Source organism: Pseudomonas sp. T8 (assembly GCF_024610635.1).
Lineage (GTDB): Bacteria > Pseudomonadota > Gammaproteobacteria > Pseudomonadales > Pseudomonadaceae > Aquipseudomonas > Aquipseudomonas chlororaphis_I.
This window is the reverse complement of sequence record NZ_CP102374.1, coordinates 660,028-674,380: the sequence shown is the minus strand read 5'-3', so window position 1 is coordinate 674,380 and position 14,353 is coordinate 660,028. Positions and strand designations below refer to the sequence as shown.

Annotated in this window: 20 protein-coding genes; 7 read left to right on the top strand and 13 right to left on the bottom strand. The window is 52.9% G+C overall.

The annotated features are described in order from the left end of the window. Positions 1 to 77: 77 nt before the first annotated feature. Both NRG23_RS02965 and NRG23_RS02960 read left to right on the top strand, forming a co-directional pair. A complete protein-coding gene (locus NRG23_RS02965; protein WP_257375122.1) occupies positions 78 to 962 on the top strand; it encodes a hypothetical protein in 885 nt (294 codons plus the stop codon). A 128-nt stretch (positions 963 to 1,090) separates the two neighbouring features. Continuing rightward, positions 1,091 to 1,690 carry a hypothetical protein gene (locus tag NRG23_RS02960; RefSeq protein WP_257373709.1) on the top strand — a complete coding sequence of 200 codons (600 nt, stop codon included), beginning with the start codon at positions 1,091 to 1,093 and terminating at the stop codon, positions 1,688 to 1,690. A 427-nt stretch (positions 1,691 to 2,117) separates the two neighbouring features. Here the strand turns inward: NRG23_RS02960 and NRG23_RS02955 are convergent, their stop codons facing one another. From NRG23_RS02955 to NRG23_RS02945, 3 genes are read right to left on the bottom strand one after another with little or no spacing between them, the layout of a single operon-like run. Continuing rightward, the gene (locus tag NRG23_RS02955) at positions 2,118 to 2,621 is read right to left on the bottom strand and encodes a hypothetical protein (protein ID WP_257373708.1); all 504 of its coding nucleotides are present in this window, start codon (positions 2,619 to 2,621) and stop codon (positions 2,118 to 2,120) included. Beyond that, positions 2,618 to 3,214, bottom strand: coding sequence for an MbcA/ParS/Xre antitoxin family protein (locus NRG23_RS02950; protein ID WP_257373707.1), 597 nt, complete (start codon positions 3,212 to 3,214; stop codon positions 2,618 to 2,620). The genes NRG23_RS02955 and NRG23_RS02950 overlap by 4 nt, the downstream gene beginning before the upstream one ends. Continuing rightward, complete coding sequence (locus NRG23_RS02945; protein WP_257373706.1) at positions 3,207 to 3,620, bottom strand: hypothetical protein; 414 nt, start codon at positions 3,618 to 3,620, stop codon at positions 3,207 to 3,209. Before NRG23_RS02945 ends, NRG23_RS02950 begins: the two co-directional genes overlap by 8 nt. A gap of 91 nt (positions 3,621 to 3,711) precedes the next feature. On the opposite strand from NRG23_RS02945, the gene NRG23_RS02940 reads away from it, so the two are divergent. Together NRG23_RS02940 and NRG23_RS02935 are read left to right on the top strand one after the other, a co-directional pair. Further along, a complete protein-coding gene (locus NRG23_RS02940; RefSeq protein ID WP_257373705.1) occupies positions 3,712 to 4,026 on the top strand; it encodes a helix-turn-helix domain-containing protein in 315 nt (104 codons plus the stop codon). A 183-nt stretch (positions 4,027 to 4,209) separates the two neighbouring features. After that, on the top strand, positions 4,210 to 4,392 hold the full coding sequence (locus NRG23_RS02935) for a type II toxin-antitoxin system CcdA family antitoxin (RefSeq protein ID WP_373922245.1): 183 nt from the start codon (positions 4,210 to 4,212) through the stop codon (positions 4,390 to 4,392). 147 nt (positions 4,393 to 4,539) lie between these two features. Here the strand turns inward: NRG23_RS02935 and NRG23_RS02930 are convergent, their stop codons facing one another. Both NRG23_RS02930 and NRG23_RS02925 read right to left on the bottom strand, forming a co-directional pair. Then, positions 4,540 to 4,920 (bottom strand): histone-like nucleoid-structuring protein, MvaT/MvaU family, encoded by a 381-nt coding sequence (locus NRG23_RS02930; RefSeq protein WP_257373704.1) that lies wholly within the window; start codon positions 4,918 to 4,920, stop codon positions 4,540 to 4,542. A 414-nt stretch (positions 4,921 to 5,334) separates the two neighbouring features. Beyond that, on the bottom strand, positions 5,335 to 5,652 hold the full coding sequence (locus NRG23_RS02925; RefSeq protein ID WP_257373703.1) for a hypothetical protein: 318 nt from the start codon (positions 5,650 to 5,652) through the stop codon (positions 5,335 to 5,337). A 260-nt stretch (positions 5,653 to 5,912) separates the two neighbouring features. On the opposite strand from NRG23_RS02925, the gene NRG23_RS02920 reads away from it, so the two are divergent. Beyond that, complete coding sequence (locus NRG23_RS02920; RefSeq protein WP_257373702.1) at positions 5,913 to 6,491, top strand: TIGR02391 family protein; 579 nt, start codon at positions 5,913 to 5,915, stop codon at positions 6,489 to 6,491. Between the two features lie 44 nt (positions 6,492 to 6,535). Next, complete coding sequence (locus tag NRG23_RS02915) at positions 6,536 to 7,084, top strand: AAA family ATPase (protein WP_257373701.1); 549 nt, start codon at positions 6,536 to 6,538, stop codon at positions 7,082 to 7,084. Positions 7,085 to 7,306: 222 nt separating this feature from the next. Here NRG23_RS02915 and NRG23_RS02910 read toward each other — a convergent pair whose 3' ends face one another. The 5 genes from NRG23_RS02910 to NRG23_RS02890 all read right to left on the bottom strand — a co-directional run bounded on the left by NRG23_RS02910 (position 7,307) and on the right by NRG23_RS02890 (position 10,522). Continuing rightward, positions 7,307 to 7,840 carry an HD domain-containing protein gene (locus NRG23_RS02910; protein ID WP_257373700.1) on the bottom strand — a complete coding sequence of 178 codons (534 nt, stop codon included), beginning with the start codon at positions 7,838 to 7,840 and terminating at the stop codon, positions 7,307 to 7,309. Continuing rightward, positions 7,837 to 8,187, bottom strand: coding sequence for a Rho-binding antiterminator (locus NRG23_RS02905; protein WP_257373699.1), 351 nt, complete (start codon positions 8,185 to 8,187; stop codon positions 7,837 to 7,839). The genes NRG23_RS02910 and NRG23_RS02905 overlap by 4 nt, the downstream gene beginning before the upstream one ends. 180 nt (positions 8,188 to 8,367) lie before the next feature. After that, entirely contained in the window at positions 8,368 to 8,868 is a 501-nt protein-coding gene (locus NRG23_RS02900) for a hypothetical protein (RefSeq protein WP_257373698.1), read from the bottom strand. Positions 8,869 to 8,928: 60 nt separating this feature from the next. Beyond that, the gene (locus tag NRG23_RS02895; protein ID WP_257375120.1) at positions 8,929 to 9,753 is read right to left on the bottom strand and encodes an alpha/beta fold hydrolase; all 825 of its coding nucleotides are present in this window, start codon (positions 9,751 to 9,753) and stop codon (positions 8,929 to 8,931) included. A gap of 232 nt (positions 9,754 to 9,985) precedes the next feature. Then, a complete protein-coding gene (locus NRG23_RS02890; protein ID WP_257373697.1) occupies positions 9,986 to 10,522 on the bottom strand; it encodes a hypothetical protein in 537 nt (178 codons plus the stop codon). Between the two features lie 203 nt (positions 10,523 to 10,725). Here NRG23_RS02890 and NRG23_RS02885 point away from each other — a divergent pair, with 203 nt between their 5' ends. Continuing rightward, entirely contained in the window at positions 10,726 to 11,133 is a 408-nt protein-coding gene (locus NRG23_RS02885) for a helix-turn-helix transcriptional regulator (RefSeq protein ID WP_257373696.1), read from the top strand. A 12-nt stretch (positions 11,134 to 11,145) separates the two neighbouring features. Here NRG23_RS02885 and NRG23_RS02880 read toward each other — a convergent pair whose 3' ends face one another. The 3 genes from NRG23_RS02880 to NRG23_RS02870 all read right to left on the bottom strand — a co-directional run bounded on the left by NRG23_RS02880 (position 11,146) and on the right by NRG23_RS02870 (position 14,336). Next, a complete protein-coding gene (locus NRG23_RS02880; protein WP_257373695.1) occupies positions 11,146 to 12,093 on the bottom strand; it encodes a helix-turn-helix domain-containing protein in 948 nt (315 codons plus the stop codon). A gap of 133 nt (positions 12,094 to 12,226) precedes the next feature. Then, the gene (locus tag NRG23_RS02875) at positions 12,227 to 12,775 is read right to left on the bottom strand and encodes a cysteine hydrolase family protein (RefSeq protein WP_257375119.1); all 549 of its coding nucleotides are present in this window, start codon (positions 12,773 to 12,775) and stop codon (positions 12,227 to 12,229) included. A 94-nt stretch (positions 12,776 to 12,869) separates the two neighbouring features. Continuing rightward, a complete protein-coding gene (locus NRG23_RS02870; RefSeq protein ID WP_257373694.1) occupies positions 12,870 to 14,336 on the bottom strand; it encodes a catalase in 1,467 nt (488 codons plus the stop codon). Positions 14,337 to 14,353: the final 17 nt, after the last annotated feature.

The window sequence follows — 14,353 nt, the reverse complement described above, 5'->3', positions numbered from 1 at the left end:
GCAACGAGGTGTTTACTTAGATGACACGTGATGATGAAGGTGTATTGACGTCTACTCTAAGACTCAAAGCAGGCATCATGAACATTAAGCAGCTTCAAGCCGACATAGAAGAACATTTTCAGCTATTTGAACGTGTTCCGCTCAGAGCTGCTTGGCAGAGGCACGACGCAAAGATTTGTTTGCTTTGGACAGGTGCAATTCTGATAGCGCTTTTATGGGGCCTGGTAACTGTTCCTAACGTAATGCTCACTGATTTCATCCCTACCCTACTACCGATATTGATGATCACGATGATATGCGCTGTTCACATGGGAGAAGTATCCTCACAGGTGCGCGCAACACGCCTCGGAGCTGGCCCTACCACTTCCTTGATTGAACGATTGCACTTAAAGCAACAATGGCTGTGCGCCCGTTATGACTGCACACCCGACAAGCTTGTGGACAAAGCACGGGAGATCAGACTCCTCTGGGAGGAGCGCGAGGAGATCCGGAATTTGGCTAGCAACGACACGATGGGGCCACGCTTCGCTGCGTTCTTGAAACTTCCCGACCCCGCGAGATTTCTAGGATTGCTGACTGCTATTTTCGCGATTTTCGCCACTGTAGTAACACTCGGCAGCAACATCGATTCGTTTTTCGAAGCTCTGCAAGATTGGAAAACGATTGTGGCCAACATTCTGATTGCCACCGCTCTGTGCGCCGAACTGATCCTTCTGTGGATTATGGTCACTGGGATGGTGGGTCAAATTGGCCCTTCTATTCTGGAGCAAGCTGGTCTGCTACCACTCAGTAGCCGTCGAGTGTATCGCTATCTATTCGCGATGCACATTGCAAGTGAACCGATCACGCCGTTTGGTAAGAAGTTGCCTTTATTTTTAAAAGCAGTATCACTTTTATTCGTCCCTATTCCCTCTCTATGGACGAAAGCGCGAGCCCGCGTGCTGAGTCAAATTAGCAGGTAATTAGAGTAAAGCTCCAGCGTCGACCAGACGACTCAAGCCTTCAAAACATCGCCCTTTGAACCTTCAGTTTCCGGGCTCCTGGCCGACGTAAATCCTACAATCATCAATCCTCTTCGGATCGGCTCATCATGGATAAACGCGCGCCCTCGGATGTTTTGCTTTCAAGTACGGTCACCGTCGCCGACTACCGTGCTTTCAAACGAGCAAAGGACAAGGTAAGAATCGCTGATTTCGTGTACCAACGATTTCAGGAGCGCTATCTCAAGCCCTTCGAGTCTAAGGAGCATAAGCACGGTTTTGCGATGATGGCGTGTGCGTGCCTGATGATCGAAACGCTAGAGGCTTTCTGGACTGGCTCCGCGAAGTCGGGTCTTAGCGGAGTTGCTTTCAGTCATTTCTTCGACCGTGTTGATCATTTTTCATCCCTGCGAGAGCACGGCAGACTTTTCTACAAGCACGTCCGTTGCGGAGTCATGCACCAAGGCGAAACAACCGGAGGGTGGCGAATTCGAAGGGATACGTCTCAACTGTTTGACGCGGAAAACTTGGTGATCGATGCCACACGATTTCTATCTGCGCTCGAAGAATCGCTTCGCGAGTATTGTGATTTGCTCAAGGCGTCGCCTTGGGAAAGCGAGGTTTGGAGCCGTCTCCAGATGAAAATGAGGTTTATCTGCGCGGGCGCTTTGGTACCGCCTGAGTATCTGGATGTGCCAGTAGCGTCCTAATGCGTTCGCACCACTGGCCGATGGTTCGCCGAAGGAAGAGTGGCCGAGCGGCTCATCCATTCATCCCCTTGAAGCCCTGCTCCCCCGGCGGGACACTAAACTCGTATGAACAAGGGGGAGGAAGCCCATGACCCGAAAAAAATCACAGATACGACCTGAAGACCCAAGGGTTAAGCCGCGCACGGGCTCATCGAGCCAGGTCCATTCTGTAGCGCCATTGAAGCCTACGAAGTTTTCCCTGGAGAGCCTGCTAGCAGAAACTCCCGAGAACAATCGAGACGAAGCCTGGGAAAAAATGGCACCGGAGGGAAAGGAATTTTAGCTCGATAGGATGACAGCCCTGTGGAGCCTTCGGCATCCAATTCGCCAGATCCGTCCGATGCGCGAGCGACCCTGTAGGCAGACGAAATCTGTTCATGAGATCGGCTCAGAACCCATCTGTAAAGAAACCCCATTTACCGACCAATTCATCTATTGCGAGCGAAATCCTCGACTCAGCTATCAGCTCCGCAGGCGTGTAACTCAACGCCACCGCGACCGCCATAGCAAACTCATTCAGCTCTCCTGGTTCGAATGGCCAGACTTGAAGTTTCATCAGCGTCGAGTCGTTGTGACTGTATTCTTCAACAACCTCTATCGTGCCCTCCAAAAGTCGATAATTCGTGAGCGATATGGCCATGGTTTTTTGAGGGTAGTCCGCCAACCGCGTGCGCGAATCCAAAAACGTGTCCCCAGCTTCGGCTAGTGCGGGATGGCTGAAAGCACGGACGCACACTGATACCAATCGAGGCGACGATACGAGGCTCCTAACGTGGCGTAAGTCCACAAGCCCTTGATTGAATTCCCATTCCAATTCACCGCGCAAATGATTCTCTAGGTTTGGGTGGGTAGCCATCACCACACAAGTCGCGCGAACCAGTTGCGAAGTCAAACGCCAACCCCATATTCAAGCCGTTTGAGCATCAGGTAAATCGCCTGGCACCCCTCCTCCGTTGCCAGCAACTCGCACGGTCGCCGACCAGCAAAAGCGGTGCGTTCTTGCTGTACCCAAAGCACTGCACCTTCTCCGAAAAACGACAAAATCGCGTCTACGGCTTCTACATAGCTTGCGATGTAATTGTCGTTATTCTTAACGTTTTTAACCCTAGCTATTTTTCCCGCCGCTGAATGTTGGCTACAGCGAGCCTGAAGCCAACCATCAACACTTATAACCCCACCTGGCATCCCGCACATCTCACAAACACTACCTGATACCACCTCCGCGATCTCGAAAGCGGCACCGATGCTCTCGTCACCTCCGCGATGGTAGATCCTGAGCTGACCGAACTTTTCTTTCACCTGCGTGACCTCCACGTCGAGCGCGCTCATCGGGGCACGTCGCTGAACAAGCCACAAAGTTGCTTGGATCAGATCACCCCAACCGTCATTGCATTCAAAACCGAAGATTGCATCTCCGCAGTTGTCTTTCGGAAAAAGCAGAGAGCGGTACTGAGCTGCAAGAATCCTTTCGATTAAATTATTCATTGCCCATTGCCCGCTTTGACCACAACGGGACGCGGGTCTGACCTAGTAATTTTGATGGATACACCTGTCCGTCCATCAGCTCGTAGCAGACCCGCTCGTCCACTTCCTGAATCTCCCGAATTGGCTCCATCAGCCATTTACCCTTTTGGTTCAGCCAAGGGGGCGATACGAGCTGAACTTCATGAATGAACTGCCCGGGCGTATCTCTTGAGGCCAAATCCAAGAGGAATTGTACTTTCGAAATCATGAACTGCTGCTGTGAAGAACCCTCCTCGCCTGCTACTTCATATGTGACAAAAAACCACTCGTCATTTGACGTTTGCGAGATGTACTTCCAGCGGCGTGCGCCTTCCTCAAGCACGAAGAAAGGATTTTGCACACGTGCTTGCTCGTGAGTTTCAAACATGTTAAATCTCCAGTAACTTTTAACAGCGTACTATAGTACGCTGCTAAACGCAGCTCAATGTGGCTATATACTCCCTTTTGGGGGTAGCCGTGTGAGCGATCTGAACGCCGCTTTTGCGCAAGCTTTGCGAGACATGAGGCACAAGGCCGATCTGTCTCAGACTGATTTTCCGCCCATGGTCAGCCGAGAGCACGTCAGCTTGATGGAGCGGGGAATGCGATCACCCAGCTTGAATACGATTGATGACCTGGCCCATGTCATGGGCATTTCGCCTTTGACACTGGTGCTCCAGTGTTACCTACACCGAGATCCGAGCACTACTTTTGATGCGCTGATTTCAAGAGCGGCGCGCGAAATCAGGACAGAAATGATCCATGACGGGCTCAAAAACGATGGGGATAGCTAGGCGCTCAGCGCGCCAAAACGTTGTGTTTGGAGTGGGCTAAGGCCCATGGCAGTGCAAGCCGTTCGCTTAAGGCATGGAAAAAAACGGACAATATGCGCGTGAGAACACAGGAGAAGACTCCTGCTTCCTGCCTACAACCTTCATACACCCAAACGAGCTGTCAACCTCAGCATTAATGGTGACTTGCTCAACAAAGCCAAGGAGTTAGATATCAACCTCTCTGCAACTTTAGAGCAGGCCCTGGTTGAGGTTGTTAAACAGAATCAGAGAAACCAATGGCTGGAAGAGAATCGCGAGGCCATAAATGCCTACAACGAATATGTCAAAACCAACGGGGTGTTCAGCGACGACGTACGGAGCTTCTGACCCTTCATAAGAACGAAAATTTTCCGCAAGGTGCATACTCAGAATGATGAAGCGCACAGCATCAGGTAAAACTATGCGCTCCAAAATTTCAAAACCTTAAGCTAAAGGGCTTGCCTCGCCGAGCCCTATTTTCTTGCTACAGAAAGATTACTTCTTGAGCCACGACTCGACGGTCGCAGACCCATGCTCAGATTTCCACTGCTTCAAAATCTTGTGGTTGCCACCTTTGGTTTCAACGCGCTCACCCGTTTGTGGATGTTCGTAGATTTTCACCTCGCGCGCTCTCCGAGTTCCAGCTTTCGTAGCATCAGCGGTAGCGGCAGCGCCAGCCCCCCGACGTGCGCTTTTTGGGTCCAAAAGGTTAACGACGTCCTTGAGACTGAAGCCATATTTCGCAAGTAAATCGCGAAGCTTCGTTTCAAATTCAATTTCTTTTTTCAGCCCGGCGTCACCCTTCAGTGCTTCAAGGGCCTCTAACTGCTCGGCCAAATGTTTTTCTAACTGACGATATTCTGCAAGCTTGGACATGTAATGCTCCTCAGGTCGAATGGTGACTGCTAGTCAAGTTTGCTTTCGCGCAACGTGAAAGCTGCTCCAGCCAAGTGGTGAAGGTAATCTAGCAGGTCTTGCACGGCTCATTACTGCATCTATCCTGAGCACCGCCCGATACCGGAGACTGCGCTCTGAACAAACAAAGGCAAAATGGAAACCCGCAAGTCGCTTTCAGTTGATGTTATCTAAATGACTGTGGCGAGATTGGAAAATTCCCATCCGACCTTTCTATGCGAGCGAACCGCTTAACTGGTTTCGGCCATTGCCCCTGACGATATACAGCTTTTTCACTACCTTGCTTGGTACTCAACAATGCATCAATAATGTTTTGAGGGGCCCTGTCGCAGCTGCTGGTTGAAACGAGAATTGAAGGCGATGCGAGCAAAGTAGTTAAACAGATTCAATCGAAACCAGTTCGAAGTACTTAAACTTGCGTTTCTTCGCTTCCGCCTTCGCTTCCTGCTCAGCAATGAGGCTACTCAGCGTGCTCGCCTCGTAAACAAGCGTCTCGGCTTTGCCCTCAAATTCTAACGTCACACGGAGCGTTACCCTCAGCTTCGGTGAGCGAGAAGTCGGTGCTCGCCGGGCTTTCGAAACGTGCTGCTGATCTGACGTAACCCGCAGGTCAAGAGCTTCCGGTATGGCCTCATTGTTCGTCGTGCCGAAAAGCGCTTTGCGCATTTCTTCTTCGCTCAGATTCTCGTTCATGCAGATGTCTCGTTTGCTTTGGCTGGATGACCAGTAGTAAATGGTGAAAACTCAGGACCGTATCGCTGCCTTCAGAAGTGGCAGCCCAATTGATCGGACTTGTTCGACGCATTCTAACTGAACCACTGAGGCGACTTGATGGCGGGCAAAAAATCACAACGTAAGAAACGCTAGGAGATATTCTCTTTTGCTAGGCTTCGTTTCACCGGCACGGTGCCCGCCCGTGTGGCCCGTTCATATTTCAGAATCACGGATGAACAATGGCCTTATTCTCTCAAGATCAACTTGAAGCAATCGCAAATGCCTTAGGTGACACAGAAACGGGCCTCACTGGTCCTGAAATAGAGCTTTTCTTTGCTTCGGCCAGAATGAACGACCCGGGCAAAATCACAAAACGCATCAGGATTTATATCGCGTTTGTTGAAAGCCAAAATGCCAAGCGTAACCGCACTCACGTGTTGGAATTTATACGCCTCGCCATGAAACCAGCCCGATATAGTCGATCTCCAGAACGCTTCGAGCCGATGCGCGCACTCGTCAACCAAGCTCTGGCGTTCGCCTCACTCATGGTGGATCAAGCGGGTAATCTTATTTCAGCAGAGGCGGTGCAGACCCTACCTGAGGCTCAGCGCAGAGCGCGCGATCTGCGTGCGGACCTTGAAAGTCGAGGAGTCCATCCCGACGTTCTGAGGTTTTGTCGCTCGGAACTGTTAGCGGACAACTACTTCCACGCTGTCCAGGAAGCCGTGAAGAGCGTTGCAGCAAAGATGAGGGAGCGCACAGGCCTCACCGATGACGGAGCACCGTTGGTAGATCGCGTGCTAGTGGGGCACTGTTAATTTATCGGAGATGGCAAACTCGTTTTAGAGTGGCTGAAAGCGAAATGACAAAAGAGACGGCACGTTACATCTTGATCACAGGCGCGGCAGGTACCGGCACCTCGACCTTAGCGGATTCTTTAGCAAAGGAACTGAGCACAACTCACCTGGAAGCAGATGATTTTTTGTGGCTGCCGAGTAACCCGCCATATCAGCATCTGGCAGACAAAACGCAGCGAGGAGAGCGCTTGCTACAAGAAATGCGCTCTCATGGCCGTGCCGTGGTTGCCGGATCAGTAATGGGCTGGGGTCAACCGCTTGAGAATGAATTTGATCTTGTGGTGTTCCTTTATCTTCCTGTTGAACTCAGGCTAGAGAGATTAAAACGTCGAGAGGTAAAACGCTTCGGTCAAGCAAGACCGGAGTTTCTGGCTTGGGCAGCTCAGTATGATGAGGGAGGCGTCCCTGGACGGAGCTTGGCCAGGCATCAGGAGTGGCTGTCTGTGCTTACTTGTGCTGTCTTAAAGCTTGAGGGGGACATGTCCGTTACTGATCGGGTACAGCAAATACTGGATGCAGTCGACGGGCTGAACCACACACCGTCGGTCATGTGAACGTGTGTTGGCTATACGCTTACCAATTAGGGTCAGACCACGATATTGATGTTGCTGAGCGTCAGCTTTTGGACCGGAATCGGTCATTTCGACCGGCCACTACTGGCCGATAGCGTAGATGACGGGAACGTTCTTGCTCTGTGAGCCCGCTTGGGTCAATAACGGCCACATAGGTAGTTGCTACACTTCCTCCCCAGTCAAAATAGTCGAAGCAAATAGGAGCTAAAGCCGCATCATCGGGAGTGGACTGAATGGATGGGTAAGCAGCCGCTTCACAGACAATTTTAGAAGACGAAGGTGAAACCCCTCATCTGGGAAATAATCAAATACCAATCGGCGCTGGGTCTTCGCGATGCCAAATGCGAGCAAACCGTGTGTTACGTCCACCCAATCAGCTTTTCTGAAGATCTCTACCAGTCCTTGCGGGTCGCCCTTACTGCGCAAGATCTTATGATGACTCTGAATCATAGCGATGATCTCCTCGCTCCAGCCATGACGACCGGTTTTCTCAAGGAAATCCTTGGCTAGGCTTTCAGACGGAGCCAAATAGTCGAATGTCTTGTGAGTCCAGATACCGAGGTCATGAAAAGCGCCGGCGATGGCGACTTTCTCAAGCTCCGCCGCATTAAGCAGATTCAGCAAAGAGCAAAAATTGATCATGCGGTATACGTGATTTCGATAGGCCAAAAAGTCCGAGCCTAACGCCATGTGGTTCCGTTGAAGAAGATCGTCTAGCAGTTCGATTTTGGTGATCATCCTCCCTCCTTTCGTGCCTCGATTCGGTATTCAGCATACTCAGTATTTAGTAGCGCCGTGTCATCCGGTGATAGCACCAATCTTGTGAATATGGCGCTCAGTTCTAAAGGAGTAATGGCTTGTATACGGTCCAGCCTGATTTCACGCACCGCCTCCGCGAAACCGAGACATAAGAATTCTTCGCAATGCTGGTTGGTTCTTATCATTAACGCCAAGGCTGCGAACTGGCTCCCCTCCGTCAGCTCTACCAGAACACGGTAGTGATGCCTGCACGTGATCGCTAAATACTCATGCAGCTCACGATTAATTGGCTCGTACGCGCTTCCCGAAAGCTGGTTCAATATCATCAAATCTCATCCTTGAAGGTTGGACATCAGAAGCAGTCGTCGAAGGTTTATTAATTAAATAAGGAGGGAGTCTCGATCAACCTGAACCTGATAAGCAGGTTGAAAAGCATTAGCTCCGGCCACGCTTTTGCATTCAACGCCCCGCCCACCACGATACGTGTCTGCTAGTAGCGAGCCGCGTCACGCGGTACCGGCTAGTCGGTGTGACCTGCGGATACTCACAACTTGCGCGGCCGCGCCTGCCAGGTAAATCAGGAAACAGCCCCCGACCAGCATCTTGAGTGTTGGGTCTTCCGGACCAGCAAAAACTGGGTGGCCCACGGGCACTCTCGTTCCCGTCTCAGTGAGACCGGGGATGAAGTGGAAGAAGAAAGTCAGTGAGTAACCCAAAACGGCAATGTACCGCGAAAGGCCACGCTGGCTGGCGCGGATCTCTGCCAAGTAGGCGATGGCCAACACGATTAGTGTTGTGATCGACAGGACATGCGGAGCGCCAAAACCTCCGTGGTGAAAGATAAACAGCCCAGTGATACTGGTTGCTACGGTGAACCACACATAGATTCGCCCCGATCGTGTGCGAAAGCTGATTTCGCCGTGACTCAGGAGCGTAACAATTGCCCCTGCCACCGCTATCAGGGCGAGGGCTGTATGCAGCATGCCGAAAGGTGTCATACCCAACATAAGAATGCCTCCAGGTAAGGCGCGTCGAAGGGACTACGCGCCGTTCCGGCTATGTGCTTCTCAGGATTTTACAAATGCCAAAAGGTCGGCATTCAGTCGTTCTTTATGGGTGTCGGTAATACCATGAGGGGCGCCTTCGTAGACGATCAATTTGCTGTTCTTGATCAGTTTGGCTGAAGCACGACCTGCCGCATCGATAGGCACGATCTGGTCATCGTCACCGTGGATAATCAGCGTTGGTACATCGAACTTTTTCAAATCTTGCGTGAAATCGGTTTCCGAGAAGGCCTTAATGCTGTCGTAAGTGTTCTTGTGCCCACCCAACATGCCTTGCATCCACCAGGCGTTGATGACCCCTTGCGATGGCTTCGCACCAGGGCGGTTGTAGCCAAAGAAAGGACCGCTCGGGATGTCGATGAATAACTGCGACCTGTCGGCTAGGAAGGCTGCGCGGATGTCATCGAAGACTTTAATGGGCAGGCCGCCGGGATTGGCTTCAGTCTTGACCATCAGGGGGGGGACGGAAGAAATAAGCCCGGCCTTTTTCACACGCTTGGTGCCATGACGACCAATGTATCTCGCCACCTCACCTCCTCCAGTGGAGAAACCAAACAACGTGGCATCCTTTACGTCCAGGTGATCGAGCAATTGCGCCAAGTCATCGGCATAATGGTCCATGTCGTTGCCATCCCAAGGTTGGCTGGAGCGGCCATGTCCACGGCGGTCATGCGCAATGCAACGAAAGCCGTTTAGGGCCAGGTGATACATCTGCGATTCCCAACTGTCCGCGTCCAGCGGCCAGCCATGGCTGAACACCACGACCGGGCCCTTGCCCCAATCCTTGTAATAGATTTCCACGCCATCTTTGGTGGTGAAAGTACTCATGGTCTTATCGACTCCATGGTTGTCTTGAGGGGGATTGGATTCAGATGCCTGTGCGTCCGCTTGGAAAAAATCGGGTAGCAAGGGCGCCGCTGCCAACACCACGGCACCCAAGATGAGATGACGTCGGCCTTGATCGATTTGAGACTTTGTCATGATTCCCTCGAATGAGAGATGAGCCGGTTTTATTGGATGTGGACGAGTCTGGTATTGCGGTGACCGACTGGAGCAGGCATTACGTAATCCATACTCCGCGTAACGCTTTACCCTGGATGTCAGCAGCGAAAAGAGGCGTTTCCTCTTCGTTGTGTTCATCAGCCTTTTGTTGAGCAACTTTCGTTACAGCGTCAAAGGGAATGCTGTTGGCTTGCAAAACCGCTAAGAATGCCTCGGTCGCGGTGACCTCAAAATGGTTAACGAACTCGCAAGATGACGCGTCAATCGAACTCACGCTTACCTCCCAGCAAACCTCCCACTTAGTGCGCCCAAGCGGCGAGAACGCGTCCGTCAATGACAACACTAAACAACGCTGACGCTCGGACACCTCCTCCACATAGTGTTGGACCATCAGCGTATCGCCAGGCTTCTCGACATTGATGGAGACGCGCCGACCGTCCGGCAGACGGCTGGCCCCGGCAGCAATGTGGGCCACCGAACAGGCTTGGTATTCTTCATCGCTCAGCGTGAAGAGCCATTCGCTTAAATCGATACTCTCAATGGGGGCTTTGATGACGCTTCTGCGAGTGGAGTTTGCTAGCACCTGACTGCTCATGATTAATGACCTTGTGGAAAGTTCATCTATGACATGCAGCCGATGATCCCAATGCAAAAGCCGCTGAGCTACGTAAAAACGGCAATTTAGAATCGGAGCTTCGCCGATCCATGCACTCAGTGTTTTTGCCTGTTTTACGTAGTTCAGTGCAGTGAATTAAGAGACCCTTAGCCGACCTGAAACGAGTTGAATGGCAGGTTGAAATGCAAAAGGTCCCTGTATCGACCCAACACGCAGAACACCCACAAAAACTGCGAGCCGGATGGCAAGGTGCCAAACACCAGGAAAACGTCGCCAAGGTGCTGGACCTACTGCTTGTGTATGAGGAAAAACCGATTCACCTATCCGAGTTGTGCCGCCATGCAAGCATTAGCGAGCGCACCTTGCGCTCCATTTTCAAAGAGGTATTCGGTATAGGGCCGAATCGTTACTTACACATTCGCAGGCTGCATCTGGTCCGTGCCGCACTGTCAGTAGCCAATGCCAACACGACATCCGTCAGTGATATCGCCTCGCGCTTCGGTTTTTCCGACAGTGGACGAATGGCGTCCGATTATCAGAGGCTGTTCGGGGAATACCCCCGCCAAACCCTGATTCGGACGCTGCTGTGAACGTCTCAAGCATCATGGATGCGACAACGCCTTCGTGGCCTTGAGCGATTGCGCCGGCAGCGTTCCAAAATACTGGCGGTACAGGCTGGCGAAACGGCCAAAATCCCAGACCCCAAAGCGTGCGCAAATGCTGGTGATTGTATCTTCCGAACCAGCATGACGGATGGCGTGGCGTATCCCATGCAAGCGGCGGATCATCAGATATCGATGCGGACTCATGCCGAGGTACTCGTTGAATACATTGCGTACCGTGCGTTCCGAGGCACAGGTGGCCTGACAGATGTCTTCAGTGTAAACGGACTGGATCTCCAGCGTATCCAGCAACTCCAATGCACGCTTGAGTATCTCTCTGTGATCGCGATGGTGCCGTGGTGCGGCGTGAAGCGGGTCTACGGGCAGCAGCATGCGGAAGACCACATCCATCACCTCCCGGCGCGCGGCCTCCTCAGCTTCCTCGTTGTGCAGAACCTCGGGGGCTTGGGCCTCGATGTGGAACAGACGACGTGCCAGCCACAACAATGGGCCGAGATTGCGCTGGGCGTTGCTGACGAGGTTGCGATGCAACACGCAAAAGTCGAACTCATCTTCACGTACCGACGCCCATCGGAGCACTAACTCGCAGGACATCGCCACCGTCAGCCAACTGGCCGGGCTTTTCGCGTTGATGTGGAACATGGCATTGGGCACCATCCAGCCGATTCGTCGGCGGTTGAAGAGATGGCCGTCGACCACCGTGGACTCATGCCCCGTCAGCGGTAGAAAGATGTTGAAGTAACCTGGCAGGCCGATGCCGGTGTAAACCGTGCCGGCGCCCTCGCGGCCACTCATCAGTGCTACGCCGTTCAAGTCAACGACGTTGAGTTGCCAATCGCGCTGCTGCCGCGTGCGCAGCACGTACCGGCCTTGCACCCCGTATAACGCTTCTTCGAATTCGTCGAACTCTGAACAGATCAGCTGCATCGCCCACCTCACTCAACCCATATAGTGGAAGGCAGCCTCCACGCCAAAACGGTCCAGACGATGAGCATAGACTACAAAAACGGTAGGCAGACGAACGCGCATGGCCGTCCATCTGCCCACTCGGTGCAACGGTTCAGCGGCTCAGGTACTCCGAGGTGGAGATGACTGGCGCATAACCGAAGCTCAGCGCCGCCATGAATGCCGCATGCACGTGCGCGGCGGGAACCTTGACCCCGTTGAACTCAAGGTCTAGCGTGGCGCACGCATCGTGCAACACCGTCGTGGTGTAGCCGAAATCTACGGCTGCGCGAGTCATGCCATCCACACACATGTGGCTCATGTTGCCGACTACAACCACTTCGTTGATCCCATGCCGGTCGAGGATGGCTTTCAGTTCGGTCTCACGAAACGAATTGATGAAGTGCTTGAGCACCACCGGCTCGTCCTCGCGATTCTTCGCACTGTCGTGTATTTGAGCACCCTCGCTGCCGGGGCGAAAAAAAGGCGCATTTTCGTCCTTGAATTCATGGCGGATATGGACCACCAGGTCACCCCGCTCGCGGAACCGGTCAATCACCCGAGCCGCCTGTGCGGCAGCGTCCTCGACGTGGGAAAGTGCCCATCTGCCTCCTGGAAAGTAGTCGTTCTGGATATCAACGACCACAAGTGCTTTTTTGTTCAAATCACCATTACTCATGATCTTTCTCCCGATGACAGATTGCCAAATGGGGTGGCCTGCTTACCTGCTTCCTTCTGGTCTGCTGGATGCCCCGGATTCAGTTCGTCGTTTGTAACTCCTGCGCGACCAGATTCAAGCCCAACGCTTTCGCCACACCGGCACCATAGGCCGGGTCGGCTTTCGAGCAATTGTCGATATGTCGATGCTTGATCATCACCGGCGCGTCGCCCATCGCCCGCGCTGTGTTGTCGAAAAGCTGCTGCTGCTGAAGCGGCGTCATAAGACGAAACAGGTTGCCGGGTTGCTCGAAATGGTCCTCAACGATGCTCTGATCCCAATGCCCCGCATCGCCTTCAAGCGCCAATGCCGGCTCGTGTAGTTGCCGATGGTCCTGCCACTCGCCGAAGCTGTTGGGGTAGTAAGACAATGTCGAGCCGAGGTTGCCATCGGTGCGCATGGCCCCGTCACGGTGATAGCTGTGGAACGGGCACCTCGGCGCATTGACCGGGATGTGATTGAAATTCACGCCGAGGCGATATCGCTGCGCATCACCATAAGAAAACAGGCGCGCCTGAAGCATTTTGTCAGGTGAAAAACTCACTCCAGGAACAATGTTGGCCGGGGAAAAAGCTGCTTGTTCCACCTCGGCAAAATGATTATCGGGATTACGGTTCAATTGCAGAATGCCCACTTCCTCAAGCGGAAACTCTGCATGAGGCCAGATCTTGGTCAAGTCGAACGGGTTGTGCCGATGCACACGCGCCTGTTCCTCAGTCATGGTCTGTACGCACAATTTCCAGCTCGGAAATTCCCCACGCTCGATACACTCATAGAGATCACGCAGATGGCTTTCGCGGTCATTGCCAACGACCTGTGCCGCTTCGCTATCGCTCAGGTTAGTAATCGATTGCTGGCACACGAAATGAAACTTGGTCCACACACGCTCGTTCCGCGCATTGATCAGGCTGAAGGTATGACTACCGAACCCGTGCATGTGCCGGTAACTGGAGGGAATGCCCCGGTCACTCATAACAATCGTCACCTGATGCAATGCTTCAGGTAGGAGCGTCCAAAAATCCCAGTTGTTAGTCGCTGATCGCAGCCCGGTGCGCGGGTCGCGCTTGACCACATGGTTCAAGTCGGAAAACCGAAGGGGATCGCGAAAAAAGAACACAGGCGTGTTGTTGCCCACGATGTCCCAGTTGCCTTCCTCGGTATACAGCTTCACCGCGAAACCGCGAATATCGCGTTCGGCATCCGCCGCACCACGCTCACCGGCCACCGTGGAAAAACGCACAAAGGCGGGCGTCTGTTTACCGACCTCGGCCAGTGCATTGGCCTTGCAATATCGACTGATGTCGGCGGTGACGGTAAAAGTGCCGTAAGCGCCGGCGCCCTTGGCGTGCATGCGCCGTTCAGGAATCACTTCACGGTCGAAGTGCGCTAGCTTTTCCAGCAGCCAGATGTCCTGCAACAACACCGGCCCACGTGGGCCGGCCGTTTGGCTATTGAGATTGTCGACCACCGGTGCACCGGTAGCGTGAGTGAGCGTTTTATCGTTCATCAGATTGACCTCTGAAG

Excerpts from the sequence above, each read along its gene's own strand:
- NRG23_RS02920 (WP_257373702.1), top strand. The coding sequence starts at position 5,913 with ATGGCCTTATTCTCTCAAGATCAACTTGAAGCAATCGCAAATGCCTTA.
- NRG23_RS02870 (WP_257373694.1), bottom strand. The coding sequence starts at position 14,336 with ATGAACGATAAAACGCTCACTCACGCTACCGGTGCACCGGTGGTCGAC.
- NRG23_RS02950 (WP_257373707.1), bottom strand. The coding sequence starts at position 3,214 with ATGAATAATTTAATCGAAAGGATTCTTGCAGCTCAGTACCGCTCTCTG.
- NRG23_RS02945 (WP_257373706.1), bottom strand. The coding sequence starts at position 3,620 with ATGTTTGAAACTCACGAGCAAGCACGTGTGCAAAATCCTTTCTTCGTG.
- NRG23_RS02910 (WP_257373700.1), bottom strand. The coding sequence starts at position 7,840 with ATGATCACCAAAATCGAACTGCTAGACGATCTTCTTCAACGGAACCAC.
- NRG23_RS02960 (WP_257373709.1), top strand. The coding sequence starts at position 1,091 with ATGGATAAACGCGCGCCCTCGGATGTTTTGCTTTCAAGTACGGTCACC.
- NRG23_RS02890 (WP_257373697.1), bottom strand. The coding sequence starts at position 10,522 with ATGAGCAGTCAGGTGCTAGCAAACTCCACTCGCAGAAGCGTCATCAAA.
- NRG23_RS02900 (WP_257373698.1), bottom strand. The coding sequence starts at position 8,868 with ATGTTGGGTATGACACCTTTCGGCATGCTGCATACAGCCCTCGCCCTG.
- NRG23_RS02965 (WP_257375122.1), top strand. The coding sequence starts at position 78 with ATGAACATTAAGCAGCTTCAAGCCGACATAGAAGAACATTTTCAGCTA.
- NRG23_RS02895 (WP_257375120.1), bottom strand. The coding sequence starts at position 9,753 with ATGAGTACTTTCACCACCAAAGATGGCGTGGAAATCTATTACAAGGAT.
- NRG23_RS02880 (WP_257373695.1), bottom strand. The coding sequence starts at position 12,093 with ATGCAGCTGATCTGTTCAGAGTTCGACGAATTCGAAGAAGCGTTATAC.
- NRG23_RS02930 (WP_257373704.1), bottom strand. The coding sequence starts at position 4,920 with ATGTCCAAGCTTGCAGAATATCGTCAGTTAGAAAAACATTTGGCCGAG.
- NRG23_RS02885 (WP_257373696.1), top strand. The coding sequence starts at position 10,726 with ATGCAAAAGGTCCCTGTATCGACCCAACACGCAGAACACCCACAAAAA.
- NRG23_RS02915 (WP_257373701.1), top strand. The coding sequence starts at position 6,536 with ATGACAAAAGAGACGGCACGTTACATCTTGATCACAGGCGCGGCAGGT.
- NRG23_RS02905 (WP_257373699.1), bottom strand. The coding sequence starts at position 8,187 with ATGATATTGAACCAGCTTTCGGGAAGCGCGTACGAGCCAATTAATCGT.
- NRG23_RS02925 (WP_257373703.1), bottom strand. The coding sequence starts at position 5,652 with ATGAACGAGAATCTGAGCGAAGAAGAAATGCGCAAAGCGCTTTTCGGC.